This is a genomic window from Maribacter litoralis, from assembly GCF_902506355.1.
GTDB lineage: Bacteria > Bacteroidota > Bacteroidia > Flavobacteriales > Flavobacteriaceae > Maribacter > Maribacter litoralis.
Map to the genome: position 1 here is coordinate 1505346 of NZ_LR733271.1, position 26839 is coordinate 1532184.

The window sequence follows — 26839 nt, forward strand, 5'->3', positions numbered from 1 at the left end:
TAAAAAAAGGACCGATTACAAGCGGTCCTTTTTAAATTAAAATACTAGATCTACTAAATATCCTTAGATTCTATTTCAGTTACCCTTAAGGTATTTACCATTCCTTTTTCTTTTATAGGCATTGCCGCAAGACTGATCACCATATCGCCTACTTGTAAATGTCCTTTATTAAAAGCAATGTGGTTAACATCTTCTATAGTGTCATCTGTAGATACAAATTTATCGTAATAGAATGCTTTAACTCCCCACAATAAGTTCAACTGTGTCAATATACGCTTGTTAGAGGTAAAGACTAAAATGTACGCACTAGGTCTCCATGCAGAAATCTGAAATGCAGTATACCCACTATTTGTTAAGGTTGAAATTGCTTTGGCCTTGATATCATTTGCCATTAAGGCAGCATGGTAACATATAGACTTTGTGATAAATCTTTTTGTACGTATGTGTGGAGGGTTTTGTGGAACCTGAATCAAATCTGATCCTTCAACACTCTCTAAAATACTTGACATTTTTTCAATTACCTGAACAGGGTAGTTACCTACAGAAGTTTCGCCAGATAGCATTACTGCATCAGCACCATCCATAACAGAGTTGGCAACATCATTTACCTCTGCTCTAGTTGGTGTAAGACTAGTTATCATAGTCTCCATCATTTGTGTAGCAATAATTACCGGTATTCTTGCTTTTTTAGCACGTAATACCAATTGCTTTTGAATTAATGGAACTTCCTGTGCAGGAACCTCTACACCTAAATCTCCACGAGCCACCATTAAACCGTCACAATAGGCGACGATCTTGTCAATATTCTCAACAGCTTCCGGCTTCTCAATTTTTGCAATAATCGGAATTTTATGGTCAGAATGTTTATTGATTATATTCTGTAAGTCAATAAGGTCTTGGCTAAATCTTACAAAAGAAAGTGCGATCCAATCCACCTCTAACGAGATTGCGAATTCAGCATCTTTAATATCCTTTGTTGTAAGTGCAGGTAAAGAGATATTGGTATTCGGTAAATTTACCCCTTTCTTGGACTTTAACGGTCCGCCTTGTATAACCTTGGCCAAAACTTCATCTTCGCCATTAGTTTTTACTACTTCGAACATTAGTTTACCATCGTCCAATAGAATACGTTCCCCAGCTTTTACATCTCTAGGAAACTCTTTATAATTCATATAAACACGTTCTGCACTACCTTCAAAAGGTTCTCCGGTTACAAAGGTTATCTCATCACCAGGACTAACAACAACATCACCCGCCATTACGCCTACACGTAATTTAGGACCTTGTAAATCCGCTAAAATAGAAGTGTTTGTTTCCATTTCGGCATTTAACTCGCGGATCATGTTCACACGTTCTTTTACATCTTCATAATCAGCATGTGAGAAGTTTATTCTGAATACGTCTACTCCTGCATCTATCATGCTCCTGAGTACCTCTTTCTTGCTAGTTGCAGGCCCAAGGGTCGCTACAATTTTCGTCTTTTTTACAGTTGGCATATTTAAAAAATTAGATTGTTCTTTGATTTTAGTTTTTCTGTACTTATTTCGTACGCCGCCATAATTCTGGGCAACGTTTGTATTTTCTTAATTATAGAATTTATATCAAAATCCTTTTCTGTTTCAATCTTTAAAAGATAGTCAACATCTTTATACTCAGGAAGTAACCTTGGCGTTTTAAATGTTGTTTCGTTCTTAAATAAATCGTCATGTACAATGAGTTCTTTTTCACTGCTATGATTGGCGATCAACACCCAGTACATATCATTGTACTCGTCTTCCCATTCAAAGATTGGAAACGATTTATTTTCAGCAAGATTGAAATTCTTTTTTGCCCTTACAAATTTTGCCTTCATACTTTGGTTTAAACCATAGGCCAAAGCAAAATCTTCTAAGGTAGTGTGTAAAGCTATAAGGCAAAAGGATTCATCGTAAAAATCATCATTTATTTTATAAGTTGCAGCCATTCCTCAACAAAAGGGTAAATATAGAACTTCTAAGCTATAATGCCTAGTTACATAAATTGATAAAAACACTTTAAAAGTTATTAAAATGTTAGCATTTTACCATTTGGCGAAATGATCAGTTATCCATTTTATCCTGAAGGGCAAAAAAAGCTCTTTTTGCAGCCCTTTCTTCTGCTTTCTTTTTTGATGTAGCCCTAGCCTTTGCAATAACATCGCCCCCAATTGAAAGCTTTACGGCAAAATGCTTTAGAGGATCATTACCGGTATCTTCATAAACATCAAAATCAAACGATTTTTTTTGTTTTTGACACCACTCTATCACCAAACTCTTATAGCTAATGACCCTACCCTCTAATTGTTCAATATCCACATAAGGCTCTACAACCCTTTTCTGAATGAATTTTTCACAATATTTATAGCCACGATCTAAATAAATAGCCCCAACCAATGCCTCAAAGACATTGCCGTGAATGTTCTGGCCGAAATGGGATTTAGGTATTCTACTTTCAACAAAATTAATTAGACCTAAATCTTTACCCAGTTCATTTAAATGCTCTCTACTTACTATTTTAGATCGCATTTTGGTAAGGTAACCTTCATCACCTGCAGGCACCTCACTATACAAATGTTTAGATATAATGGTACCAAGCATGGAGTCTCCCAAAAATTCTAGGCGCTCATAATTCATTGCATTTCCCTTATCGTCCTTTTTGTTCATTGATCTATGAAGAAAGGCTTTCTTGTATATCGATAAGGTCTTAGGCTTGAAACCTAAAATTTTAGTGATTCCCCAAAAAAAATCCCCATCCTCTTTAGGATGGGAATTAAATAAGTTTGTGGGAAATGACATAAAATTAATTAATCGATTTTCTTAAAAACCACACATGCATTGTGCCCGCCAAAACCAAATGTGTTGCTCATAGCAACTTTTACATCTCGTTTTTGCGCTTTGTTCAATGTAAGGTTTAAACTAGGATCAATATTTTCATCTACCGTAGTATGGTTTATTGTTGGTGGAACCATACCATTTTCCATCGCCAGAATAGATGCAATTGCTTCAATGGCACCTGCTGCACCCAATAAGTGCCCGGTCATAGATTTTGTTGAATTAATGTTGATGTCTTTGGCATGCTCCCCAAATACTTGGGTAATCGCCTTTAGCTCGGCAACATCTCCTAATGGTGTCGAAGTACCGTGCGTATTTATAGCATCTACATCTTCAATAGACAAACCTGCATCTCTTAGACAGTTTTCCATAACTCGTACCACCCCAATACCTTCTGGGTGTGGTGCGGTCATATGGTAAGCATCACTAGACATACCGCCACCGGCAACTTCTGCATATATTTTTGCTCCACGTGCAACTGCATGTTCATATTCTTCAAGAACCAATGCCCCTGCTCCCTCTCCTAATACGAAACCATCTCTGGTAGCATCAAAAGGCCTTGAAGCCGTTTCAGGACTATCATTTCTTGTGGATAATGCGTGCATTGCTCCAAAACCACCCATACCTGCAATGGTTACCGCTGCTTCACTACCACCTGTTACAATTACATCGCAATGACCTAATCGTATATAGTTCAAGGCATCTATCATTGCATTCGCAGATGATGCACAAGCTGATACCGTGGTATAGTTAGGCCCCATAAAACCATGTTTTATAGATATGTTACCCGGTGCTATATCGGCAATCATTTTTGGAATAAAGAACGGATTGAACCTTGGTGTACCATCACCATTGGCAAAATTCATTACCTCGTTTTGAAAAGTTTCCAAACCTCCAATTCCTGCACCCCAAATAACGCCTACACGAAATTTATCTATTTTCTCTAAATCTAATTTAGAATCACGAATAGCCTCATCTGAAGATACAAGTGCGTACTGTGCAAATCTATCTAGCTTACGGCCTTCCTTTCTATCAAAGTGGTCTTCGGTCTTGTAATTCTTAAGCTCACAAGCGAATTTAACCTTGAATTTTTCCGTATCATAATAGGTGATGGGCGCTGATCCACTTTTACCGTTGACCAATGCATCCCAATACTCTTCAATATTATTACCAATTGGGGTAAGTGCCCCCAAACCTGTAACTACAACTCGCTTTAACTGCATTTAACTTTGTATTTGTTTAAATCTAAACCAAGCGTAAATTAAAAAAAATTATCCATGCGGAGCATTTACCACATGGATAATTTGAATTCTATTTAAGAAAACATGTTTTACTTAGCTTCTTCTATATAGCTGATGGCTTGACCAACAGTTGCGATATTCTCAGCTTGATCGTCTGGAATTTGGATATCAAATTCTTTTTCGAACTCCATTATCAACTCTACTGTGTCTAATGAATCTGCGCCTAAATCGTTAGTAAAGCTAGCCTCGGTTACCACTTCGTTCTCATCAACTCCTAATTTATCAACGATGATAGCTTTAACTCTTGATGCAATGTCTGACATAATAATATTTGTTTTAAAAATTTAAATTGAAGGCAAAAATAAAAAACTTTGGTTTAAATACACTAATTGTCGTTAAAATGTATTGTAATTTAATAAAATTAAAGACACGTGCTGTAATTTTACCGTATTAATATTTTGTTTCGGTAACGTTGATAAAAGGTATTGAAAAGTAGTGAGATTTTAGAACTATAATGTGTAATCGTTTTTTTCTAAGTACTGACAAGCTTTAAATTTGCTTTATTTGCCAAACTTAATTTCATTGTTCGCTCTCTTATAAAGACCATTTCTATTGAAAACCAAGAAAATTATTCTTTTTGCCTCAGGTTCAGGATCTAATGTAGAAAACATCGCCAACTATTTTAAGCTTCGCAAAGATGTTACTATATGCTGTGTATTAACTAACAAAAGCGATGCCAAAGTCATTGATCGGTGCAATAGACTTGAAATCAACGCCTTATTTTTTAACCGACAAGCATTTGCAAAGAGCGATTTTATCTTAAACCTGTTACGTTCTTTAGAACCAGACCTTATAGTGTTGGCAGGATTTCTATGGAAAATTCCTGAAGCCATCACCAATGCATTTCCAAATCAAATTATAAACATACACCCGGCCCTGCTACCAAAATACGGAGGCAAAGGCATGTACGGCATGAATGTTCATAAAGCGATCAAAGAGGCTAAAGAGACCGAAACCGGTATTACTATACACTATGTAAATGCGCATTATGATGAGGGCGCTATAATACAACAGGTAAAAACCGTTGTCAACCCAAAAGATTCCGCTGAGGACATCGCCTCAAAAGTACACGTGTTGGAATATGAATTTTTTCCAAAGGTCATAGACGAACTATTATCAAAACAGTAATGGCTAAAAAGAAAAAATTCTATGTTGTTTGGAAAGGAAAAAAACCAGGTATATACGAGTCATGGAAAGATTGTAAAAAATCTATAGACGGTTATGCCGGCGCTGAGTACAAGTCTTTTGAATCTTTTGATGTTGCCAAAAAAGCTTATGACGGCTCTTACGCAGATTTTAAAGGAAAGAAAAAATCGGCTCCTACCTTATCTAAACAAGAGCTATTAAAAATAGGACAACCTAATTATCATTCCATTTCTGTTGATGCCGCATCTAGTGGCAATCCTGGTATTATGGAATACCAAGGAGTAGATACAAAAACAGGCAAGAAATTATTTAAACAAGGTCCTTTTCCAAATGGAACTAATAATATTGGTGAATTTTTAGCCATTGTTCATGGTTTAGCTTTTCTCAAAAAACATAATAGCGATCGTATTATTTATACAGATTCTAGAACTGCCATGAGTTGGGTGCGTAAAAAAAAGTGCAATACCAAACTTGCCCCAAATGCAAAGAACAAAACACTTTTCGAATTTATTGATAGAGCTGTAGATTGGTTGAACAAAAATGAATATAACACCATTATCGTTAAATGGGAAACAAAAGCATGGGGAGAAATTCCTGCAGATTTCGGTAGGAAATAAACGGCTTTTTATATCAACAATTCGCCTTTAATAACTATTGCAATTTGTATTCGATAAACCATTTTAATTAGCTTTTCAAAATCGTATATTTGCAGCTTAAATTTTTTCACTTTTATGGGCAAGCTTTTAATAGTAGGAACTGTCGCTTTTGATGCAATAGAAACTCCTTTTGGTAAAACGGATAAAATATTGGGCGGCGCAGCTACCTATATTGGCTTAGCAGCATCTCAATTTGATGTTGATTCTGCTATCATTTCTATCGTAGGCGACGACATGCCTAAAGAATATTTAGACTTATTGACCGATCGTGGCATTGATATTTCTGCCTTGGAAATAGTTAAAGGTGGCAAAACCTTCTTTTGGAAAGGTAAATACCATAACGATTTAAATACAAGAGACACTTTAGTTACCGAGTTGAATACGTTAGAGGATTTTAACCCTGTTGTTCCAGAAAACTATAATGATGCAGATGTGGTTATGCTTGGTAATCTTCACCCTATTGTACAAATGGGTGTAATTAACCAGATGAAAAAGCGACCAAAACTTATCATTTTGGATACCATGAATTTTTGGATGGACAATGCTTTAGAAGATTTAACGAATGTTATTCGACATATAGATGTCATAACAATTAATGATGAGGAAGCCAGACAATTGACCGGCGAGTATTCTTTGGTAAAAGCGGCACAAAAGATTTTCACCATGGGCCCGAAGTATGTAGTGATCAAAAAAGGAGAGCACGGCGCCCTATTGTTCAATGAAGATCAAATCTTTTTTGCACCGGCCCTACCGCTGGAAGAAGTATTTGACCCAACGGGTGCAGGAGACACTTTTGCCGGTGGTTTTGCAGGTTATTTGGCAGCAAGCGCAGATAGCTCTTTTGAGAATATGAAAAAAGCGATCATACACGGTTCTAACTTGGCATCCTTTAGTGTAGAGAAATTTGGAGCCGAAAGAATGCTGCAATTAGATCGAAAAGAAATTAGAGAAAGACTGCATCAGTTTAAAAAATTGACGCAGTTTGACATAGAATTACAATAATCCCCTAGCCCCAAAATATTTTGGGGTTTTTTTAATACCAAAAACAATGAGTGACGCAATTAAGCATGAGTGTGGTATTTCTGTAATACGGTTGTTAAAACCTTTAGAGTATTACAAGGAAAAGTATGGAACAGCATTTTATGGTGTAAATAAAATGTACCTAATGATGGAAAAGCAGCACAACCGTGGTCAAGATGGTGCAGGTTTTGCCAGTATTAAATTAGATGTAAAGGCGGGGGAACGCTACATGAGCCGTGTTCGTTCTTGCCAACAACAGCCAATACAAGACATTTTTGCACAGATAAATGATCGTATCAATACCGAGATGAAAGAACATCCGGAATATGAGCATGATGTTGCATTACAAAAGAAACATATACCATATATAGGAGAACTGCTTTTAGGGCATGTTCGCTATGGTACCTTTGGTAAAAATAGTATTGAGAGCGTTCATCCGTTTTTAAGACAGAATAACTGGATGCACCGTAACTTAATTGTTGCCGGTAATTTTAACATGACCAATGTTCATGAGCTTTTTGACAATTTGGTTCAGTTAGGTCAACATCCAAAAGAAATGGCCGACACCGTAACGGTGATGGAGAAAATTGGTCATTTTCTTGATGATGCAGTTGCCAAGCTTTATAAGCAGATCAAAAAAGAAGGATACACCAAACAGCAAGCTTCGCCTCTTATTGCAGAACGCTTAAAGGTGTACAAAATATTAAAAAGAGCAGCAAAGAATTTTGACGGCGGTTATGCTATGGCCGGTTTATTAGGTCATGGTGATGCCTTTGTTCTAAGAGATCCAAGCGGTATAAGACCTGCATATTATTACAGGGATGATGAAGTTGTTGTTGTAGCCTCTGAAAGGCCTGCCATACAAACGGTATTCAATGTACCATACGATGAGGTAAAAGAATTAGACCCTGGTGCAGCGATCATCATTAAAAAGAACGGTTCTAGCGCCATACACCAAATTCAAGAACCAAAAGAACGTAAAGCCTGTTCTTTTGAACGCATCTATTTTTCCAGAGGCAGCGATAAAGAAATTTACCAAGAACGTAAAGCCTTGGGTAAATTAGTATTCCCGCAGATATTGGAATCTATAAACGAGGATATCAAAAACACCGTTTTCTCTTATATTCCAAATACGGCAGAAACTTCTTTTTACGGTATGGTAAAAGAGGCACAAAATTACCTAAACAAGAAAAAGGAGGAGCAAATATTGGCTTTAGGCACAGGAATAACCGGAGAACAACTTCATGAAATACTAGAGGTACGTCCAAGAATTGAAAAAGTTGCCATTAAAGATGCTAAGCTTAGAACTTTTATTACTCAAGATAGTAGTAGAGATGATCTAGTGGCACACGTTTATGATATATCGTATGGATCTGTAAAAAAAGGTGACAACCTTGTAATTATAGATGATAGTATTGTAAGAGGTACAACCTTAAAAAAGAGTATTCTTAGAATATTAGACCGTTTGTCTCCCAAGAAAATAATAGTGGTATCATCTGCACCGCAAATTAGGTATCCCGATTGTTATGGTATTGACATGGCCAAGCTAGAAGATTTTATAGCCTTTAGAGCTGCATTGGCCTTACACCAGGATAATAATACAATGCATGTGGTAGAAGAAATCTATAAAAAGTGTTTAACACAAGTGGAGAGCCGAGATAAAGATGTCATTAACTATGTAAAAGAATTCTATGCTCCGTTTACCGCTAAAGAAATTTCTAAAAAAACAGGGGAACTTTTAAGTCCAGAAGGGATCAATGCTGAAGTTTCGATTATATACCAAACTATTTCAAGCCTTCATGAGGCCTGTCCAAAGAATTTGGGCGATTGGTATTTTACCGGTAACTACCCAACACCAGGCGGAAACAGAGTGGTTAACAGAGCATTCATTAACTTCTACGAAGGAAATAATGAACGTGCTTATTAAATAATAATTCGATGAAATGCACACTTTTTGTGTAGTTCATCGACGAATATAGCATTTTAACGACTGGATGGTCGTTTTGACTTAACCCTGTTTACTTTTAAAGCTACCATAGCATAAGTAGGTTAAGTTCATGGTAAGATTTGGGGCAAAAAAGGTGGAGACTTCTCCACCTTTTTTATTTTATAGATTTCACGATAGTATATTTTGTAATACAATTCTGCACAAAGCCCCCTTTAACGTTTTAACGGTACGTTTAACCATTACAATTTTCAATTATACATTACACCATTACATTTACAGAACCATAGCATAAGTAGGTTAAGTTCATGGTAAGATTTGGGGAAAAAGGCGGAGCATTGCTCCGTCTTTTTATTTTACGTCTATTTCTAAACTCTCGATACCACAAAAGCTTTCTAATTTTTTAATTCTAGTAGTACAACCTAAGTTTGTGACGTACAACGAATAGCTTTTTATAGAATACCACTCACCTATATATTTACAGAACCATAGCATAAGTAGGTTAAGTTCATGGTAAGATTTGGGGAAAAGACGGGGCTATGCTCCGTCTTTTTATTTTAGGTCAACCAGGTTTACTTTCAGACTGTTATACCATATAATTCACTAGTAGAATTCTTACTTACCTTAAATAAAAGTGAATTTTTTTATTAAAAATCCTTTTTTTATTTACTCAATACCAGTAATTTAGTATCGCCATAGCATAAGTAGGTTAAGTTTATGGTAAGATTTGGGACGAAAAGGGTGGAGACTTCTCCGCCCTTTTCTATTTTAAAACCAAAAAAACCACCCATGAATATTTCATAAGTGGTTTCCTACAAGTTAGTTAAGAATATTTCTACTCTTTCTTATTTGTTATCAGCGTAAAGCTTAGAAACTTCATCCCAATTGATTATATTGAAAAATGCCTCTATATAATCTGGTCTCTTGTTTTGATAATTTAGGTAATATGCATGTTCCCAAACATCTAATCCTAAGATTGGTTGCCCTCCACATTCTACTCCTGGCATTAAAGGGTTGTCTTGATTTGGTGTAGAACATACTTCTACTTTACCACCTTTATGAACACATAACCATGCCCAACCAGAACCAAATCTAGTTCCTGCAGCTGAAGTAAATTTACTTTTAAACTCTTCAAAAGAACCAAAAGCAGCATCAATAGCTTCCGCTAATTCTCCAGTTGGTTTTCCGCCACCGTTAGGTGATAAGATTGTCCAGAATAATGAGTGATTGTAAAAACCACCACCGTTATTTCTAACCGCACCATTACTCATATCCAAACCTCCTAAAATATCCTCTATTGATTTTCCTTCAAGATCGGTACCTTCAATAGCAGCATTTAACTTCGTTGTATATCCGTTATGATGTTTTGTATGATGTATTTCCATCGTCCTTGCATCTATATGAGGCTCAAGAGCATCATACGCGTAAGGCAATTTTGGTAATTCAAAAGCCATAATTTATGTGTTTTTAGATTTATATTAATTGTATTTCAAAGTTACGGATTTTAACATTTATATTCACGTAATAATTTGTTAAGAACTACACAGTAATCCTTAATTTGCAGTAAAAATCAGTGTCCAATAATCCTTTTACCATATATAATGCTTCTGCCGGATCTGGCAAAACGTATGCTCTTGCCAAGGTATACTTAAAAATCATACTGGCTTCTCCACAAAATTTTAGAAAAATATTGGCTATCACATTTACCAACAAAGCGGTAAATGAAATGAAACACCGTATTCTCAACAGCCTTTTCGAATTTTCTAAAACTACATCTATTGACAATGCAGCACCATTGTTCATAGATATACTCAATGAAACCGATTATACTTTTGAAGAATTGCCCGCTTTAAGCAAATTACGATTAAAGCAAATTTTACATAATTACGCCTTTTTTGATATTTCTACCATAGATAAGTTTACCCACCGACTTATTAGAACATTTGCAAAGGATCTAAAAATTCCTCAAAATTTTGAAGTGGTTTTAGATGTTGATTTGCTTTTACAAGAGGCTGTAGAACGCGTAATCGGTAAAGCCGGTGAAGACCCTGAATTTACTAAAGTACTTTTAGTTTTTGCTCTTGAAAAAATTGAAGATGATAGAAGTTGGGATATTGGTTTTGATCTACTAAAAATTGGTAAACTTATTTTTGATGAAAACAATGCCGAGCATTTAAAGAGCCTACAGCATATTATTCTAGGCGATTTTCTAAAATTGCAAAATCACCTTAAAAAACAAACCAAAAGCATAGAAAAAAGAATTGTAGAACTTGCAACGACATCCCTAGAGGTTATTACGAATTCTGGATTGGATTTTAAAGATTTTCCAAGGGAGACTTTACCCAATCATTTTAAAAAAATTGCCGCCGGTAATTTTACACCGACCCAGTTATACAACAATAAGTTAGAAGACAATTTACTCGAAGGCAAAATCTTAAAGGCATCGGTAAAAGATGCTCCAATAGATTTAGCGCCACAATTGTTAACATATTACCAGAACATTAAAAGGCATATTTACAAAAGGGGCTTGTTCGCCAACATCAACAGAAACATTGTGCCTTTTGCCCTTTTGAACGCTATTCAAAAAGAATTGAAAATTATTCAAGAGGAGAAAGACCAATTATCCATATCAGAATTTAATACCCTTATCGCAAAAGAGGTCAAAGACCAACCCGCTCCCTTTATTTATGAGCGCCTTGGAGAAAAATACCGTCATTATTTTATTGATGAATTTCAAGACACCTCCCAAATGCAGTGGGAAAATTTAATACCGCTTATTGGGAATGCGATGGAGGGTGAAGATGAGTTGGGCAATACCGGTTCCCTTTTTCTTGTTGGTGATCCCAAACAAGCTATTTACAGATGGCGTGGTGGTAAGGCCGAGCAATTTTTAGAATTGGCAACACATAAAACACACCCATTTACCGTACCCTCAGACTTGGTTACCTTGCCAAAAAACTATAGAAGTTATGCCGAAGTCATTAATTTCAACAACAACTTCTTTCAAAGTATAAGTCCGTTTTTAGAGAATGAGGTTTATCAAGATTTTTTTAGAATCGGTAATCAACAGGAAATCAACCATAAAGAAGGTGGTTATGTTCATATATCACTATTAGAAGAGGGCGACGATGAGCTTTATGCCGAAAACACTTTGGCAACCATTCAAAAATGTATAGCACAAGGTTACACCTATAATGATATTTGTATTATCATTCGAAAAAAGAAACACGGACTATTGCTTGCCGATCACCTCATGAAGCATCAAATACCCGTTGTATCTTCAGATTCCTTATTGTTAAGCGAAAGCAACAAGGTCAATTTTTTAGTACAGCTTATTAGGCATTTGGTGCAGCCCACAGAATTGGAAATTCAATACGAACTACTTAATTTTCTATCGCAAGACAAAGCCGACAAGCATGCCTATATCTATGAAAATTTAGGTAACCTCCAAGAGCATTTTTTTAACGAATACCGTTTTGAGCCCATAAGGTTAAGGCAAACCTCTGTGTACGACGGACTGTCGTATGCCATTAAAAGTTTTGATCTTATACCTGTCTCCGATGCCCATTTAACCGCCTTTATGGATTTGGTTTTTGATGTAGAGCAAAAGTATGGTTCAGATATGCAGTCGTTTTTGGACTATTGGGACAAAAAGGGCAATTCGGCAAGCATCAGTACACCCGAAAACATTGAATCGGTACAGATAATGACCATCCATAAATCTAAAGGATTGGAGTTTCCGGTGGTAATCTTCCCTTATGCAAATTCAAACATATTTGAAGAAATCGATCCCAAACTGTGGCTTCCGGTTGATAAAGAAGAATTCCTTGGTTTTTCCGAAGTACTCATCAATAAAAAACAAGAAGTACAAGAATATGGAGAAACAGAAGCTTTATTATATTCCCTTGATCACCAAAAATTACAGCTAGATGCTTACAACCTATTGTATGTTGTTTTAACCAGAGCGGTAAAAGCACTATTCATTATCAGCGAAAACAAGCTAGACAAAAAAGGAGAACATAATACCAACTATTACTCCGGTCTCTTTATTCATTTCCTCAAAAGTATTGGTGCTTACGAACAAAATAAGTTGTCTTATGATTTCGGTACGTTCAGCCTAAACAGTGCCAAAAAGGAAATAGAGCAGGATCAATTGACCATACCTTATATATATACCAATAAAGATAGGGCAGATTTTAAAATACTCGCTTTGGCAGGAACACTTTGGGACGAAGGTCTTGATGTTGCCATTAACCAAGGTAATGTAATTCACTTTATACTTAGTGCCATTTATTTGGATAGCGATCTTGAAAGGGCAATGCAACTTGCTTTACAAAAGGGTTTGATCAAAGAACAAGAGGTTAATGAGATAAAGGAAGTTGTAAAAAAGGTCATCTATCATAAAGATTTGTCTCAATTTTACACCCAGGGAATAGAAGTTTTGAACGAACGTGATCTATTGATGCCTGATGGATCTACCCAAAGACCGGATAGGGTTGTACTCATAGACAACCATGCCACCATTTTAGATTACAAGACCGGTGAACGCAATAAAAAATATCACCACCAGGTGAATACTTATGCCCAATGTTTTTCAAATATGGGCTACACGATCGATCACAAGATCATTGTGTATATTAATACCGAAATAGAACTAGATTATATATAGAAGTAATATGTACGGAAAAATCAAAGAACATTTACAGCAAGAAATTGAGAATATTAAGAATGACGGACTCTTTAAAGAGGAAAGAATAATTGTTTCTCCACAAGATGCGGTCATCAAAATAAATACCGGGCAAGAGGTGATCAACTTCTGTGCCAATAACTATTTAGGACTATCATCTCACCCAGATGTTATTCAAGCGGCAAAAGATGCCATGGACACCCACGGGTTTGGTATGTCGTCAGTACGGTTCATTTGCGGTACACAAGACATCCATAAAGAACTTGAGCAAAAAATAGCTCACTTCTACGGTACCGAAGACACTATTCTGTATGCTGCTGCATTTGATGCCAATGGCGGAGTGTTTGAGCCTTTGCTTACTGCAGAAGATGCCATTATATCAGATTCGTTAAACCATGCTTCTATTATTGACGGAGTACGTTTGTGCAAAGCTAAACGCTATAGATATGCAAATAGCGACATGGCCGATCTAGAAGCGCAATTGATTAAAGCGAACGAAGATGGTGCACGTTTCAAGATCATAGTTACTGATGGCGTATTCTCTATGGACGGTATCGTTGCACCGTTGGATAAAATCTGTGACCTAGCGGATAAATATGATGCCTTAGTTATGATAGACGAATGTCACGCAACAGGTTTCATAGGCGAAAAAGGAAGAGGAACCCTTGAAGAAAAAGGGGTAATGGGACGTATTGACATAATTACCGGTACCCTAGGTAAAGCCTTGGGCGGTGCCATGGGTGGTTATACTACGGGTAAAAAAGAAATCATAACCCTATTAAGACAACGCTCAAGACCATATTTGTTCTCCAATTCTTTGGCACCGGCCATCGTTGGGGCATCTATAAAGGTTTTTGATATGCTTGAAAACGACACAACGCTACGAGATAAGTTGCAGGAAAATACTGCATACTTTAAAAAAGGCATGATAGCGGCAGGTTTCGACATAGTTGATGGCGATTCGGCAATTGTACCTGTAATGTTGTACGATGCAAAATTATCACAAGACATGGCAAATAAGTTACTTGAAAAAGGCATTTATGTTATCGGGTTTTTCTACCCTGTAGTTCCAAAAGGTAAGGCGAGAATTAGAGTACAACTTTCTGCCGCGCATTCTCAAGAACATTTAGACGCTGCCATCGCCGCTTTTACAGAGGTAGGGAAAGAACTAAAAATCGTTTAAATGCACTATTTAATCTATTAAACGCATTAAAAAAAATAGGAAATTGATTTTGTTAATAATATTTAACAAGTTACATTTGCAGCTAATAAACACTTAAACTTAAAAATTTGAACATGAAACATCTTAGCAAATTATTGGTTGTTGTACTACTTGTAGTAGGTATCAACAACATACAAGCGCAAGACGAGAATAACCCTTGGCAAGTGCAATTTGGGGTTAATGCCATTGACGTATATCCAACTTCGGATGTAAGTTCTTTCGGTAATGAATTCTTCAATGCAAACGATCACTGGAATATCTTACCTTCTATTTCTTATGTAGGAGTATCTAAGTCAATAGGAGACGGTTTCTCTGTTGGAGCAAGAGGTTCTCTTAACAAAATTAGCAAATTAGGTGACGTTAGTGTTGACGATCTTTCTCACTACGCTATAGATGGTACAATTAAATATGATATCATAAAAAGACAAACTGTTCTTGATCCATTCATCGAAATAGGTGGTGGTTATACTTGGATCGATGAAATCGGTGCTGGTACTGCAAACGGTGGTATTGGTCTTAACATCTGGTTCTCTGAGAACTTAGGTCTTACTTTACAATCTTCTTACAAGCATGCTTTCGAAGATTACTTAGCTCCTCATTTCCAACATTTAGCTGGTATTTCAGTTAAGTTTGGTGGTACTGACACTGACGGTGACGGTATCTACGATAAAGATGATGCTTGTCCAGAAGTTGCTGGTCTTGAAGCATTCAACGGTTGTCCTGATTCTGACGGTGATGGTATCGAAGATAGCAAAGATGCTTGTCCTAACGAAGCTGGTTCTAAAGAAATGAACGGTTGCCCAGATGCTGATGGTGACGGTGTAGCCGATAAAGATGACGCTTGTCCTAACGAAGCTGGTGTTGCCGCTTTAGCTGGTTGTCCAGATGCTGACGGTGACGGTGTTGCTGATAAAGATGACGCTTGTCCTTCTGAAGCAGGTCCTGCTGAAAACAAAGGTTGCCCATGGCCTGATACTGACGGTGACGGTGTATTAGACAAAGATGATCAATGTCCTGAGGTTGCTGGTACAGTAGCTAACGCTGGTTGTCCTGAAGTAACTGAAGAAGTTCAGAAGCAATTAAACGATTACGCTAGAACTATCTTATTCGATACTGGTAAATCTTCTATCAAAGCTGAGTCTACTTCAGTAATGGTTGACATTATCACTATCCTTAAAGAATACCCTAACGCTAAGTTTACTGTTGAAGGTCACACTGATAGCGTAGGTAGCGAAAAATTAAACCAAAGTCTTTCTGAGTCAAGAGCTCTTTCTGTAAAAGAATTCTTAGTTGACAAAGGAATCGAAGAGTTTAGATTATCTGCTGTTGGATACGGTGAGTCTAAGCCTATCGCTACTAACAACACAAGAGCTGGTAGAACTCAAAACAGAAGGGTAGAAATTAACTTAGTAAAATAAGTATAAATAAACCTAAGTGTTTTAATAAAATAAAAGCTCCGCAATATTGCGGAGCTTTTTTATTTTTACACAATGCAGAGCTTTATACAAGATGTAGTACAGGATGTTTTAAAAAATAACTCCGACCTAGGAAAAACAATTTTTATCTTACCCAGTAAAAGAGCTGGTGTCTTTCTTAAGAAAGCACTCTCCAGTTCTTTGACCAAAACAATACTTGCCCCTGAAATCTACAGTATTGAAGATTTTATCGAGAAAGTATCCAATCTTGTTACCGCCAATACCACAACGCAACTGTTTGAGCTTTATAATGCCTACCTCAACGTTGGTGATTATGATAAAGAATCGTTCGATTCTTTTTTAAAATGGGGACAGATCCTTTTGCAGGATTTTAACGAAGTAGACCGTTATTTGGTAGATGCCAATAGTCTATACCAAAACGTAGCTGCCATACAAGAAGTAAATCACTGGTCTGTAAATAGTGATAACTCTGAAATGATAGAAAACTATCTTCATTTTTGGCGACACCTTGAAGCTATCTATAACAAATTCAGCGATAACTTACTAAAGCAGGGACTAGGGCATCAAGGTCTTATTTACAAAACTTCGGTTTCTGAGCTTAACAACTATATAGCTTCCGCTAACAAACAACATATTTTTTTAGGTTTTAATGCCCTGAATACTGCTGAAAGTATTCTTATACAAACCATACTTGAACAGACCAATGCAGCTATATATTGGGATATTGATCCTTACTTTCTAAAAGACAATATTCACGATGCGGGTTACTTTATACGTCAGTATCAAAAAACATGGAAAGTTTTAAAAGACAAACCCCTTGCCGGACTCACCAATTACTACAATACAGAAAAGCACATTGAAATTATTGGGGTTCCAAAAAACGTATCTCAAGTAAATTACGTTGGCGATATTCTAAATAACATACAGAACAACGCACCAGAAACATTACGTAATGCCGCTATAGTTTTGGGTAATGAAGAATTATTGAATCCACTGCTAAACTCTATTCCTGAAAGTATTCCGGCGACGAATATAACCATGGGGCAAAAACTGGAATCGACCACATTAGCCAGTTTTTTTATCAACCTCATTGAATTTCATGAACAAAAAACCGATAAGGGTTGGTTTTACAAACACCTGTTGAATCTGTTGACCCATTCTTATGCAGTATTGTTGTTCGAAGCCAATGATGTCTCTACCAACCAATTGATATCAAAAATAAAGCTGAATAATTGGAGCTATATCAACAATGATCAAATCAGTACGCTATTACCTAAAAATGCCACGGTCTCTCTATTGTTTGAAGACATTAAGAACGATCCAAATAGATTGATTGAGAATTTTCTAGCCCTAATATCTTCCATGAGAAGCATTGAAGCGGTTAAACAAAATCCATTATTACTAGAACAGCTATATAAATTCTTTACATTGTTCAATCAGTTAAAAGACCTTTGTAACAACTTTACCTATATCAATAATCTAAAAAGTCTCAAGCACCTTTTTAAACAATTACTGAGCTCAGAAACCTTAGATTTTCAAGGGAACCCAATTGAAGGAATACAGATTATGGGTATGTTGGAAAGCAGGCTGTTAGATTTTGAAACGATTATTATCACCTCTGTAAACGAAGGTGTTTTACCATCGGGGAAATCCAATAACTCCTTTATTCCGTTCGACTTAAAAACAAAAAACGGATTACCAACTTACAAAGAGAAAGACGCCGTGTATACCTACCACTTCTATCGTCTTTTACAACGTGCAAAAAACGTATATATACTTTACAATACAGAACCCGATGCTCTAGAAGGTGGTGAACGTAGTAGGTTAATAACCCAACTACTTACCGATGACAATAGAACCGACATAAAATCGGTGATAGCCACACCGACAATACAACCCATTTCCAAAGAAATAGAACAGGTTGAAAAGACAAAAAGCTTAGTAGCTCTTATCCAGGAGAAAGCTAGAAAAGGGTTCTCACCAAGTTCATTGAGTAATTACATTAGAAACCCTATTGATTTTTACAAGCAGAACCTATTGAACATCAACGAGGTTATGCAGGTGGAAGAAACCTTGGCCCCTAATACCTTTGGCACCATTGTTCATGATAGTTTAGAAGAACTATACACTCCACTGGTCGGCAAAACCCTTACCGAAGATTTGTTAAACGATATTCGTAAAAATGTAACTTCTTCGGTTGCCCGAAATTTTGAGAAAACATATAAGGAAGGAAACATAAGTTCAGGCAAAAACTATATTTCTTTTCATGTAATCTTAAAATACATACAAACCTTTATTGATGCTGAAGTAACGGCATTAAAAGACCATAGGATTAAAATTATTGCGCTTGAACAATCGCTATCCGTGCCCTTGGAAGTTCCTGGCTTAGATTTTCCTATAATCTTAAAAGGTAAACTAGATCGTGTTGATGAATTTGATGGCATTACCCGTATCATAGATTATAAAACAGGAAAAGTAGAGCGCCGTAATGTTGAACTAATGGATTGGGACGTGCTCACCGAAGAATATCAGTTTAGTAAGGCTTTTCAATTACTGTGCTACGCATTGATGTTTTTCAAAACCCATCCCGCAGAAAACCTATCTATACAAGCCGGTATTATCTCATTGAAGAATTTTGCAGATGGCACCTTGCTTTTCGCACAAAAAGAATCTGCCCGAGGACCTAAAAATCACATCATAAACAACGAGGTAATTTTAGATTTCGAGCAGATACTTGGTCAGTTGATTACAGAAATCTGTAATGCCGACCTTCCATTTACAGAGAAAGAAGTGTAATACTACTTCTTATCCGGTCTTGTTGGCCTTACCTCTATTTTACTAGGTAAGGTTCTTTCGTTCATTTTTAATAGATCTAATACCAATTCGCCAATATCTTCCGGTTGTATTTTCCATGCATCTTTATCTCCCGGTTCGTTGTTATTAAATTGGGTAGATACCGATCCTGGCATTATGGTCGACACCTTAATATCATACTGTCTTAAATCTAACATTGCCGCTTGTGTAAATCCAACTACACCAAATTTAGAGGCATTGTACCCAGCTCCTTTTGCAAAGAAATTAGTACCCGCCAAACTCGCCAAGGTGATATAATATCCTTTCGACTTTTTCAAGGCTTCTACAGATGCTTTTAGAGAGTGAAACGCTCCGCTTAAGTTGGTATCTATCATTTGATGCCATTGCTCATCTGTCATCTCGTCTACGGGTGCAAAATTACCTACACCGGCATTTGCCAAAACAACATCTAGCTGTCCCCACTTATCAATAATCTTGGCTACCGCATCCTTTTCATCAGCAATTTTAGCTACGTTAGAAACAACTCCTAAAACTGCATCGTTGTCAAAATCCTTTAAAGCCTTATCCACACTTTCTTGAGACCTACCGCTAACGGCAACTTTCATACCTTGATCCAATAGTGTTTGTGCTACGGCAAATCCAATACCCTTGGTGCCTCCTGTAATGTAGGCTACTTTATTTTTCAAATCTTTCATCGTTCAATTTTTAAATTATCACAAGTTACCAATTCTTTCATTTTTTTCTTGTTCGTAAAGATTAAGATTTAACGGTTTTCATTGATTATATTTAACTACAACTTAATACTCAACAATGAACAGAATTATCGTATGGTCCATTACCGTGGCCCTAGCAGGATTTTTATTTGGTTTTGATACCGTGGTCATCAGCGGTGCCAATGAACCTATTAAACAAATTTGGAACACATCACCTTTATTTCATGGTACCTTTATCATGAGTATGGCACTCTGGGGAACCGTAATCGGCTCTCTCTTTGGTGGCATTCCCACTAAAAATTTAGGGCGTAAAACAACGTTGTTATGGGTAGGTATCTTGTTTTTGGTTTCTGCCCTTGGCTCTGCCTTGGCACAAGACCCCTACTCGTTCTCATTATTTCGATTTATTGGTGGCGTTGGTGTGGGTATCTCTTCTGTTGCCGCTCCTATTTATATCTCCGAAATTACCTCAAAAGAAAATCGTGGAAAGCTTGGCGGACTCTACCAATTCTGGTTGGTATTCGGTATTCTGATCGCTTTTGTTTCCAATTGGTTATTAAAAGGATTTGACGGAGCGAACGACTGGCGTTGGATGCTTGGTATAGAAGCTATACCCGCCTTTATTTATACCGCCATGGTATTTACCGTTCCTAAAAGCCCCAGATGGTTGGCTTTGCACAAAAAGGACGATGTAGGTGCATTGAAAATATTGGAGATCATTCACTCCAAAGAAAAAGCGGAACAACAACTTCTAGAGATAAAAACCGACTTAAAGCACAACACACAAAGTGAAAGCCTTTTTCAAAAGAAATATTCTAAAGTGTTGTGGCTGGCTTTCTTTATCGCTTTTTTCAATCAGCTATCGGGTATAAATTTTGTTCTGTACTACGCACCCGAAATTTTAGAACAAGCAGGACTGGGTGGCAAAGAATCACTATTCAATTCCATCGCCATTGGTATTGTCAATCTTGTCTTTACATTTATTGGTATTCGTTTATTGGATAAGTTAGGAAGACGACAACTGATCATTATAGGGTCTATTGGCTATATTATAAGTTTGGTAATGGTGGGACTCTGTTTTCAGATGGATTTAGGGTCTACCCTAACACTAACCTTTATCTGTACTTTTGTTGCTTCTCATGCCATTGGGCAAGGTGCCGTAATCTGGGTGTTTATCTCAGAGATATTCCCGAACAGTGTTCGTGCATATGGGCAATCTTGGGGAGTAAGCGTGCACTGGGTTTTTGCAGCGATGATTACATTGATCACTCCGTTTTTCTTGGATGCAACCGAGGGAGTATTAAAAGACCAAGTATGGTATATCTACTACTTCTTCTGTGCTATGATGGTATTGCAGCTTATTTGGGCACTTACCAAAATGCCGGAAACCAAAGGGGTTTCTTTAGAGGAATTGAGTAAGGAACTGGTGAAGGAATAAGCTCATCAGGTTAAAATATAACAGCCCTTATTACCTGCGTAATAAGGGCTGTTTACAACCTAAATAAATACTAAAACCTGTTTAGTTCATTTTATATTTTTCTCTGTACTCCGTTGGGCTAACACCTTCTTTCTTCTTGAACAACCTTGAGAAATAGTGCGGATATTCAAAACCCAATTCATAAGCTACCTCAGCAATACTTTTATGAGGTTGCAGCAACATATTCTTGGCTTCGTCTATTAACAACAACTGCAAATGCTCGGTTGTGGTCTTACCTGTTTCCTTTTTTAAGGTGTCACTAAGGTAGCGTTGAGAAACGGACATATTATTTGCTATTTTCTCAATACTGGGAATACCGTTTTCCTGTAATTCACCAGATGCAACATACTGCGACAATTGCTCATTAAACCGCTCCAATAAACTCGTAGAAAGCTCCTTTCTGTTAATGAACTGCCTTTCATAAAAACGATTCGCATATTTCAACAAGGTACTTAACTGCGAGATGATAATGTCTTTGCTGAATTCATCTTGATTGTTTTGATATTCTATTTCTATATTCTCTACAATGGATTCTATCTGCTTTTCCTCTTTGGGCGATAGGTGCAAGGCTTCATTGACCGAATACGAAAAGAATCCATACTTCTTGATCTGATGCGCCAAATCCGTTCCCTTTAAAAAGTCCTCATGAAAATTGATCGAAAAACCTTTTTGTTCAAATACCACCGCCTTAGTCCATTGCAATACCTGCCTAGGCGCTATAAAAAATAAGGCTCCGTTATTAAAATCGTAATTGGTACGACCATAGTTTAAATTGCCATCTACTATCTTTTTGAAGCTAATGGTATAGCAATCGTTGGTAATTGGTGGCGAACTTTCTTTTGGGCAAGGTAAGAATCCGTCACCCGTGGCTGAAAATACACTCAACATAGGGTGCTCGGGTCTTGGGAGCTCTAAATAAGCCAAGTATTCCGATAAGGTTTTAAAATGCTGCATAACTACTTCTTCAATTCTTTTTCCGCTGCCAATAACTGTTTATTATACCCGTCTATTCTTGCATATGCCGTACCGTCTACCAACAAAATTACTATCAACATGGCAATTGCGGTTATGGTACTTGCCCTCCAAATTGGGGCGCTCACAAATAGGATCACCAATGCACATGCTATGATAAGTAAAGGAATTACTTTAAAAACAATAGTATCATATTCCTTTAAGGTAGCCTCGGCACGCTCTAATTCACTGTCTACAAATGCAACGGCATCTGCATGATATGCATTTTCAAATTGGGTGATCCTTGCTTTGTTTGTGAAAAACAATCCCAGACCAATGATTAAAAGTAAACTGCCCGCAACCAATGTTGGTATAATGTAGGCTCTTGCCATATCTGTTTTTCCCAATTGCCAAAAGCCAACGCTTGCTACTAAAAATGCCATACCGAAGAGCATGAAAAACGGCGTTGAAAAAAGTTCGGCCTTTGCCCAGTCTGTTGCTGCTTTTAATATATCCATAGCTTTATGTTTTAACTAATCTATTCTACTAAATTAAAATTAATACCTGATCAATACACTTATTTCGTTGATCCTATATTCTTTACAATAGTTGCAGGTCCTTCTGGAAACCACGTTTTTGCCAAAAAATTGGGTACGGACCCTACCGGAATGTAATCTGCATTGTAGGTGATCTTTGTGGTGTTTTGATCCACCTTCTCAAATTCATAAACCACCTTGTAGTTAGACATTCTTTTTACATCATCTTGTTTATAGTCACTTGATGCTGCCGTTGCCGTAAACACTAGTTTGTCCTCTTTTTTTACTCGATCAATCTTTATCACAATATCGCTGTCGGCCATTGGCCATGGGGCATCAAAATAATAATATGCCAACCACGCTTGTTCCGATATTTTCTCAATTTCCTGAGTAATCGGTGTTCTCTCCAAGAAATTTTTGTGATTGTTCGTATTAGAAAAATAGCTGTCCAGTTCATCTAGGGTAACGTTGGCCGTGGTTTGGGCAATGTAATAAAAGTGGGTGCCTTCATCCTCTTTTACCAATTCATATTTTACCGTCGTTTTTCCGTCTTTAGCGGTTTCTGTTTTCCAGTTTCGGCTTTGTGTAAAAACATTGATCGATGTTAACCACAGTGCAACTATACCTATAATTTTTATCCTCTTCATTTTATTCCTATTTCATTATTAGTTAAATACTACACCTCCCATTCATAACCAACGGCTTCTTCTGAAACTTCCCACAGTTTTTCCATGACGGGTTTGTCCTTGGCGTGAGGTTCTAATTTGCATTCCCCAACCGGACCTGTCCAATAATTTTTACCTGTTGGTCCGTAAAAAGCCTCTTGATCCAAATCTGGTTCTGTAGCACACATAATTTCTGGGTACGCCCCCTTTTCTGCAGATTGTACCATGGGTGTCAGTTTCATGATCTGCCAAATGAACCTGGTCAACAAACTTCCACTGGTTTTAATGAGCGATGTAGATGAAGCACCTGGGTGACAGGCATATGCTTTTACACTTGTTTTACCCGCCTTTTTCAATCTATCCTGTAATTCGTAAACCGTCATGATCTGCGCCAATTTACTTTGGCTATAAACTCCGTTTGGACTATAGTTCTTGTCCCAGTTCATATCATCGAACTGTATGGTCTTGATTCCTAAATTATACCCCATACTGCCCACGGTAACAATACGCCCCTTAGATTCCTCTATACGCGGATATAACAATGCCTGCAATAAGAAATTACCGTAGTGGTTTACCCCTAACTGACTTTCAAAACCGTCTTCGGTAAAGGTTTGCTTGGGCACTTGAGCAATGGCGGCATTACATAACAATGCATCTATTTGTGGTACGGTTCTTAGCACCTCATCTGCGGCTTTTTTTACGGAAGCCAAAGATGCCAAGTCCATTTCTATATTGCTTACCGGTATGGCACTACCCAATTCTTCTTGTAGGGTTGTTATGGTATCTGCAGCCTTTTTTGAATTACGGTTCAACATCACCACTTTTGCGCCTTTAGACAGCAGTATTCTTGCCGCCTCAAAACCGGTACCACTGGTAGTGCCCGTAATTAAGAATGTTTTGCCTTTAAGGCTTTTTATTCTAGCGGGTGTCCACCCTTTTTTACCAAATTGTGTTGTACTCATTATATCTTATTTTTTAAATGTCTAAAAGAATAGGACAAAGGTAAAATGAGACATGGCGTTTTGCCTTACACACATTTTCGAATGTTGTGTACTTTTTGGTGGGGATTAGTTGGATAGTAGAATTAATTCAACTTTAGAAGGTTATTCATCACCATACCGTATTTGAAGATTTGGGTTTTCTTTTCTCCATTTTTCTAATTCGAGCTTATTTATTCTGTTGCCAAACAGCTCTACACATTTCAGTTTCCTTAGCTTATTCAGTTTGGCTATTTCTTTCGAGACGGTCAGTTTATTCATTGATAAATCTAGATATTCTAGATTTTGGAGTCTGTACAAATCTTCAGGTAAAGTTTTTATATCTAGGTCATATAAAGTAAGTTGTTCTAGACCTTCAAGTTCTAATAATTCGGACGGAATTGTTCTAAACGGTGGTTCGTCTATATATTGGTCCATTGCGCTCAGTGGAGGATAAATAGTCCAGCCTTCTACACTATCAACGTAGATTTCTAATTTCTTTGCATTCTTTAATTGCCCAACCTCTTTGGGTATATCTTCTAACCCATATTTAGACAGTTCAATAAAGACCTGCTCTTGATTTTCTAAATCTTTAAAGAGGTGGTTAGGCTCGCAAGAACAAACGAAAATCAGAAATGTTATTAAGACTGGATTCTTCATTGTTTAAATCTTAGACAACTGCCTTAAATGCCTTGGTTGATACAAGAAAGGCGAACAAATAATTTCGTTTCTGTCTGTAGCAATATCCAGAACTTTTGATTTTATTTAATAAGCTTAAGACAAAAAGTTTAGCGAAGCTAATAGCAAATCAGTATTGTCAAATACATAATTACAAACATTCTTCATTAGAACCTTTTTTATCGAATGCAAAGCTCCAGTTCTTTGCGATTAATAGGTTCCTATAATTTTCTCCACTCGAGCAATAAACCATACTTTGTGCACCTAATTGAATACAACAAGGGGTATTTGCAGATTCTGACCAACCTTTTAAGGTAGATTCATATGAATCAATTGATAGACCACTGCCATCAAGCATGCTAATCATTCCATTTGCACTAGTATTGTAAAATAGACTTGAAAGCTGCCAATTACCTAAACTCTGATTAAATTCCAAAGCCCCAGAAAACATTAAAGACATATTTTGTACAAGACTTACATCCCAATTGTCAAGCGGTTGATTAAAATTAGAAGCATGTAGGAACATTCCGCTCATATTCCATACATTACTTACATTCCAATCATTAAGAGGTTGGTTGAAATTAGAAGCACCATTGAACATACCAACCATAGTTGATACCTCACTAACATCCCAATCATTAATATTTTGATTAAATGAACGAGTATCTGAAAACATCCCAACCATAGAGGTGACAGAACCAACATCCCAGGTATTGATTGGTTGATTAAAAACAAGAGCCGAAGCAAACATACCGCTCATATCAACAACAGAACTAACGTCCCAATCTCCAATCATGCCATTGAATTTTATAGCCCTTTGAAACATACTAGACATATCAGTTACTTCTTTCAAATTTGGTATGTCCACAGCGTTATAGGTTAATTCATCGCAATTTCTGAAAGCCTCTTTCATAGATTTCCATTCTATATCTCCCCATTGATTGATGGATATTATTTTACTGCTATCTTCATGACTACTTCCGAAGTAAATTGCCGGAAATTTGCCGAATATTGAAACGGTATATGTACCAGGAATTGAATAGGTATGCGAAACTTCTGCTGTAATGTTTGTTGTGAATGAATCATCTCCCCAATCAACGTAATAATTATAATCGTAGTTTGAATTAACGGGTATTTCGATTGTTAAATCATTTTCGGGTACAGACCAAGCTGTTACGAAAGGGATGCTATCGGTTATTTCTTGAACATCAACAACAGAAATTTCAATGTTTACTGTTTTTTCAATGTCAGTTTGATTATTTAAGATTGTAACTGATGCTGTAATTATAGAATTAACTTCGAAATCGAATAACAATGAGTTTTTAACAAATAACTCGCCACTTTGAGAACTTAAACTAAGTGCGCCAGCTGGTGCCTCCGTTTTTAATTCAAATAAAAGATTACCTTGTGAGCTATTTGCTGAGATTACGCCCAGTAATTCATTATTAGTCGGATTTTCCTCAATTTCAGTGTAGAAGTCTTTAACTATAATCTCTGTTGAGTCATTTGAGTCATTATTATTACAGCTGATAAAAGCTACTAATAATAATAGAATTAAGCTGTTTATTAACTTTAAATAATTTTTTCCCATTAATATATTTTAGTTGATTGAAGCGATATATTACCGCTAGGGTTTGTCTGTAAAAAGCAGAAAATCAAACTGGTGTTTGCTTTCCACCATGAACATAGTGATTTTTTTTGTTTTGTAATATAAATGGTTTCTACAATACCTCTGAAAAATTGCTGTCCAACATTTGGAGAAGAAA

The 26839-nt window shown here is 36.8% G+C and carries 22 protein-coding genes; 9 read left to right on the top strand and 13 right to left on the bottom strand.

The annotated features are described in order from the left end of the window. Window positions 1-53: 53 nt before the first annotated feature. The 5 genes from pyk to EXIGUO8A_RS06320 form a co-directional block, all read right to left on the bottom strand. Window positions 54-1496, bottom strand: a complete 1443-nt coding sequence (gene pyk / locus EXIGUO8A_RS06300; RefSeq protein WP_116771414.1) for a pyruvate kinase — start codon at window positions 1494-1496, stop codon at window positions 54-56. A gap of 2 nt (window positions 1497-1498) precedes the next feature. Beyond that, complete coding sequence (locus EXIGUO8A_RS06305) at window positions 1499-1963, bottom strand: IPExxxVDY family protein (RefSeq protein WP_116771415.1); 465 nt, start codon at window positions 1961-1963, stop codon at window positions 1499-1501. 115 nt (window positions 1964-2078) lie between these two features. Then, the gene (gene rnc / locus EXIGUO8A_RS06310; RefSeq protein ID WP_116771416.1) at window positions 2079-2813 is read right to left on the bottom strand and encodes a ribonuclease III; all 735 of its coding nucleotides are present in this window, start codon (window positions 2811-2813) and stop codon (window positions 2079-2081) included. Window positions 2814-2821: 8 nt separating this feature from the next. Continuing rightward, window positions 2822-4072 carry a beta-ketoacyl-ACP synthase II gene (gene fabF / locus EXIGUO8A_RS06315; protein ID WP_116771417.1) on the bottom strand — a complete coding sequence of 417 codons (1251 nt, stop codon included), beginning with the start codon at window positions 4070-4072 and terminating at the stop codon, window positions 2822-2824. A gap of 107 nt (window positions 4073-4179) precedes the next feature. Then, window positions 4180-4413, bottom strand: coding sequence for an acyl carrier protein (locus EXIGUO8A_RS06320; protein WP_008269813.1), 234 nt, complete (start codon window positions 4411-4413; stop codon window positions 4180-4182). A 289-nt stretch (window positions 4414-4702) separates the two neighbouring features. Between EXIGUO8A_RS06320 and purN the strand changes: the two genes are divergently transcribed. The 4 genes from purN to EXIGUO8A_RS06340 all read left to right on the top strand — a co-directional run bounded on the left by purN (window position 4703) and on the right by EXIGUO8A_RS06340 (window position 8899). Then, window positions 4703-5278: a phosphoribosylglycinamide formyltransferase gene (purN, locus tag EXIGUO8A_RS06325; RefSeq protein ID WP_159302446.1), complete on the top strand. Its 576-nt coding sequence runs from the start codon at window positions 4703-4705 to the stop codon at window positions 5276-5278. Further along, window positions 5278-5913 carry a ribonuclease H1 domain-containing protein gene (locus tag EXIGUO8A_RS06330; protein ID WP_116771419.1) on the top strand — a complete coding sequence of 212 codons (636 nt, stop codon included), beginning with the start codon at window positions 5278-5280 and terminating at the stop codon, window positions 5911-5913. The genes purN and EXIGUO8A_RS06330 overlap by 1 nt, the downstream gene beginning before the upstream one ends. Window positions 5914-6027: 114 nt before the next feature. After that, window positions 6028-6954 carry a PfkB family carbohydrate kinase gene (locus EXIGUO8A_RS06335; protein WP_116771420.1) on the top strand — a complete coding sequence of 309 codons (927 nt, stop codon included), beginning with the start codon at window positions 6028-6030 and terminating at the stop codon, window positions 6952-6954. Window positions 6955-7000: 46 nt separating this feature from the next. Next, on the top strand, window positions 7001-8899 hold the full coding sequence (locus tag EXIGUO8A_RS06340; RefSeq protein WP_116771421.1) for an amidophosphoribosyltransferase: 1899 nt from the start codon (window positions 7001-7003) through the stop codon (window positions 8897-8899). Window positions 8900-9762: 863 nt separating this feature from the next. On the opposite strand, the gene EXIGUO8A_RS06345 is transcribed toward EXIGUO8A_RS06340, so the two are convergent. Next, on the bottom strand, window positions 9763-10371 hold the full coding sequence (locus EXIGUO8A_RS06345) for a superoxide dismutase (protein ID WP_116771422.1): 609 nt from the start codon (window positions 10369-10371) through the stop codon (window positions 9763-9765). Between the two features lie 119 nt (window positions 10372-10490). Here EXIGUO8A_RS06345 and EXIGUO8A_RS06350 point away from each other — a divergent pair, with 119 nt between their 5' ends. The 4 genes from EXIGUO8A_RS06350 to EXIGUO8A_RS06365 all read left to right on the top strand — a co-directional run bounded on the left by EXIGUO8A_RS06350 (window position 10491) and on the right by EXIGUO8A_RS06365 (window position 19058). Further along, window positions 10491-13586 carry a UvrD-helicase domain-containing protein gene (locus EXIGUO8A_RS06350; protein WP_159302447.1) on the top strand — a complete coding sequence of 1032 codons (3096 nt, stop codon included), beginning with the start codon at window positions 10491-10493 and terminating at the stop codon, window positions 13584-13586. Window positions 13587-13593: 7 nt separating this feature from the next. Next, complete coding sequence (gene kbl / locus EXIGUO8A_RS06355; RefSeq protein ID WP_159302448.1) at window positions 13594-14787, top strand: glycine C-acetyltransferase; 1194 nt, start codon at window positions 13594-13596, stop codon at window positions 14785-14787. A 113-nt stretch (window positions 14788-14900) separates the two neighbouring features. Beyond that, on the top strand, window positions 14901-16244 hold the full coding sequence (locus tag EXIGUO8A_RS06360) for an OmpA family protein (protein WP_116771425.1): 1344 nt from the start codon (window positions 14901-14903) through the stop codon (window positions 16242-16244). A 72-nt stretch (window positions 16245-16316) separates the two neighbouring features. Next, entirely contained in the window at window positions 16317-19058 is a 2742-nt protein-coding gene (locus tag EXIGUO8A_RS06365) for a PD-(D/E)XK nuclease family protein (protein WP_159302449.1), read from the top strand. 2 nt (window positions 19059-19060) lie between these two features. Here EXIGUO8A_RS06365 and EXIGUO8A_RS06370 read toward each other — a convergent pair whose 3' ends face one another. Then, window positions 19061-19771, bottom strand: coding sequence for an SDR family oxidoreductase (locus EXIGUO8A_RS06370; protein WP_116771427.1), 711 nt, complete (start codon window positions 19769-19771; stop codon window positions 19061-19063). A gap of 115 nt (window positions 19772-19886) precedes the next feature. Between EXIGUO8A_RS06370 and EXIGUO8A_RS06375 the strand changes: the two genes are divergently transcribed. Further along, complete coding sequence (locus tag EXIGUO8A_RS06375; protein WP_159302450.1) at window positions 19887-21227, top strand: sugar porter family MFS transporter; 1341 nt, start codon at window positions 19887-19889, stop codon at window positions 21225-21227. Window positions 21228-21308: 81 nt separating this feature from the next. Here the strand turns inward: EXIGUO8A_RS06375 and EXIGUO8A_RS06380 are convergent, their stop codons facing one another. The 6 genes from EXIGUO8A_RS06380 to EXIGUO8A_RS06405 all read right to left on the bottom strand — a co-directional run bounded on the left by EXIGUO8A_RS06380 (window position 21309) and on the right by EXIGUO8A_RS06405 (window position 26664). Then, a complete protein-coding gene (locus EXIGUO8A_RS06380; RefSeq protein ID WP_159302451.1) occupies window positions 21309-22220 on the bottom strand; it encodes a helix-turn-helix domain-containing protein in 912 nt (303 codons plus the stop codon). A 2-nt stretch (window positions 22221-22222) separates the two neighbouring features. Further along, on the bottom strand, window positions 22223-22735 hold the full coding sequence (locus EXIGUO8A_RS06385; protein WP_159302452.1) for a hypothetical protein: 513 nt from the start codon (window positions 22733-22735) through the stop codon (window positions 22223-22225). 59 nt (window positions 22736-22794) lie between these two features. Next, the gene (locus EXIGUO8A_RS06390; protein ID WP_159302453.1) at window positions 22795-23400 is read right to left on the bottom strand and encodes an SRPBCC family protein; all 606 of its coding nucleotides are present in this window, start codon (window positions 23398-23400) and stop codon (window positions 22795-22797) included. 29 nt (window positions 23401-23429) lie between these two features. Further along, entirely contained in the window at window positions 23430-24380 is a 951-nt protein-coding gene (locus EXIGUO8A_RS06395) for an SDR family oxidoreductase (protein WP_159302454.1), read from the bottom strand. 141 nt (window positions 24381-24521) lie between these two features. Next, window positions 24522-25055, bottom strand: a complete 534-nt coding sequence (locus EXIGUO8A_RS06400; protein WP_159302455.1) for a leucine-rich repeat domain-containing protein — start codon at window positions 25053-25055, stop codon at window positions 24522-24524. A 169-nt stretch (window positions 25056-25224) separates the two neighbouring features. Further along, window positions 25225-26664 carry a BspA family leucine-rich repeat surface protein gene (locus EXIGUO8A_RS06405; protein WP_159302456.1) on the bottom strand — a complete coding sequence of 480 codons (1440 nt, stop codon included), beginning with the start codon at window positions 26662-26664 and terminating at the stop codon, window positions 25225-25227. Window positions 26665-26839 lie beyond the last annotated feature (175 nt).

Excerpts from the sequence above, each read along its gene's own strand:
- EXIGUO8A_RS06335 (WP_116771420.1), top strand. The coding sequence starts at position 6,028 with ATGGGCAAGCTTTTAATAGTAGGAACTGTCGCTTTTGATGCAATAGAA.
- EXIGUO8A_RS06340 (WP_116771421.1), top strand. The coding sequence starts at position 7,001 with ATGAGTGACGCAATTAAGCATGAGTGTGGTATTTCTGTAATACGGTTG.
- EXIGUO8A_RS06375 (WP_159302450.1), top strand. The coding sequence starts at position 19,887 with ATGAACAGAATTATCGTATGGTCCATTACCGTGGCCCTAGCAGGATTT.
- EXIGUO8A_RS06395 (WP_159302454.1), bottom strand. The coding sequence starts at position 24,380 with ATGAGTACAACACAATTTGGTAAAAAAGGGTGGACACCCGCTAGAATA.
- EXIGUO8A_RS06305 (WP_116771415.1), bottom strand. The coding sequence starts at position 1,963 with ATGGCTGCAACTTATAAAATAAATGATGATTTTTACGATGAATCCTTT.
- EXIGUO8A_RS06345 (WP_116771422.1), bottom strand. The coding sequence starts at position 10,371 with ATGGCTTTTGAATTACCAAAATTGCCTTACGCGTATGATGCTCTTGAG.
- EXIGUO8A_RS06365 (WP_159302449.1), top strand. The coding sequence starts at position 16,317 with ATGCAGAGCTTTATACAAGATGTAGTACAGGATGTTTTAAAAAATAAC.
- EXIGUO8A_RS06385 (WP_159302452.1), bottom strand. The coding sequence starts at position 22,735 with ATGGATATATTAAAAGCAGCAACAGACTGGGCAAAGGCCGAACTTTTT.
- EXIGUO8A_RS06390 (WP_159302453.1), bottom strand. The coding sequence starts at position 23,400 with ATGAAGAGGATAAAAATTATAGGTATAGTTGCACTGTGGTTAACATCG.
- EXIGUO8A_RS06400 (WP_159302455.1), bottom strand. The coding sequence starts at position 25,055 with ATGAAGAATCCAGTCTTAATAACATTTCTGATTTTCGTTTGTTCTTGC.
- pyk (WP_116771414.1), bottom strand. The coding sequence starts at position 1,496 with ATGCCAACTGTAAAAAAGACGAAAATTGTAGCGACCCTTGGGCCTGCA.
- fabF (WP_116771417.1), bottom strand. The coding sequence starts at position 4,072 with ATGCAGTTAAAGCGAGTTGTAGTTACAGGTTTGGGGGCACTTACCCCA.
- rnc (WP_116771416.1), bottom strand. The coding sequence starts at position 2,813 with ATGTCATTTCCCACAAACTTATTTAATTCCCATCCTAAAGAGGATGGG.
- kbl (WP_159302448.1), top strand. The coding sequence starts at position 13,594 with ATGTACGGAAAAATCAAAGAACATTTACAGCAAGAAATTGAGAATATT.
- EXIGUO8A_RS06405 (WP_159302456.1), bottom strand. The coding sequence starts at position 26,664 with ATGGGAAAAAATTATTTAAAGTTAATAAACAGCTTAATTCTATTATTA.
- EXIGUO8A_RS06330 (WP_116771419.1), top strand. The coding sequence starts at position 5,278 with ATGGCTAAAAAGAAAAAATTCTATGTTGTTTGGAAAGGAAAAAAACCA.
- EXIGUO8A_RS06360 (WP_116771425.1), top strand. The coding sequence starts at position 14,901 with ATGAAACATCTTAGCAAATTATTGGTTGTTGTACTACTTGTAGTAGGT.
- EXIGUO8A_RS06370 (WP_116771427.1), bottom strand. The coding sequence starts at position 19,771 with ATGAAAGATTTGAAAAATAAAGTAGCCTACATTACAGGAGGCACCAAG.
- EXIGUO8A_RS06380 (WP_159302451.1), bottom strand. The coding sequence starts at position 22,220 with ATGCAGCATTTTAAAACCTTATCGGAATACTTGGCTTATTTAGAGCTC.
- EXIGUO8A_RS06320 (WP_008269813.1), bottom strand. The coding sequence starts at position 4,413 with ATGTCAGACATTGCATCAAGAGTTAAAGCTATCATCGTTGATAAATTA.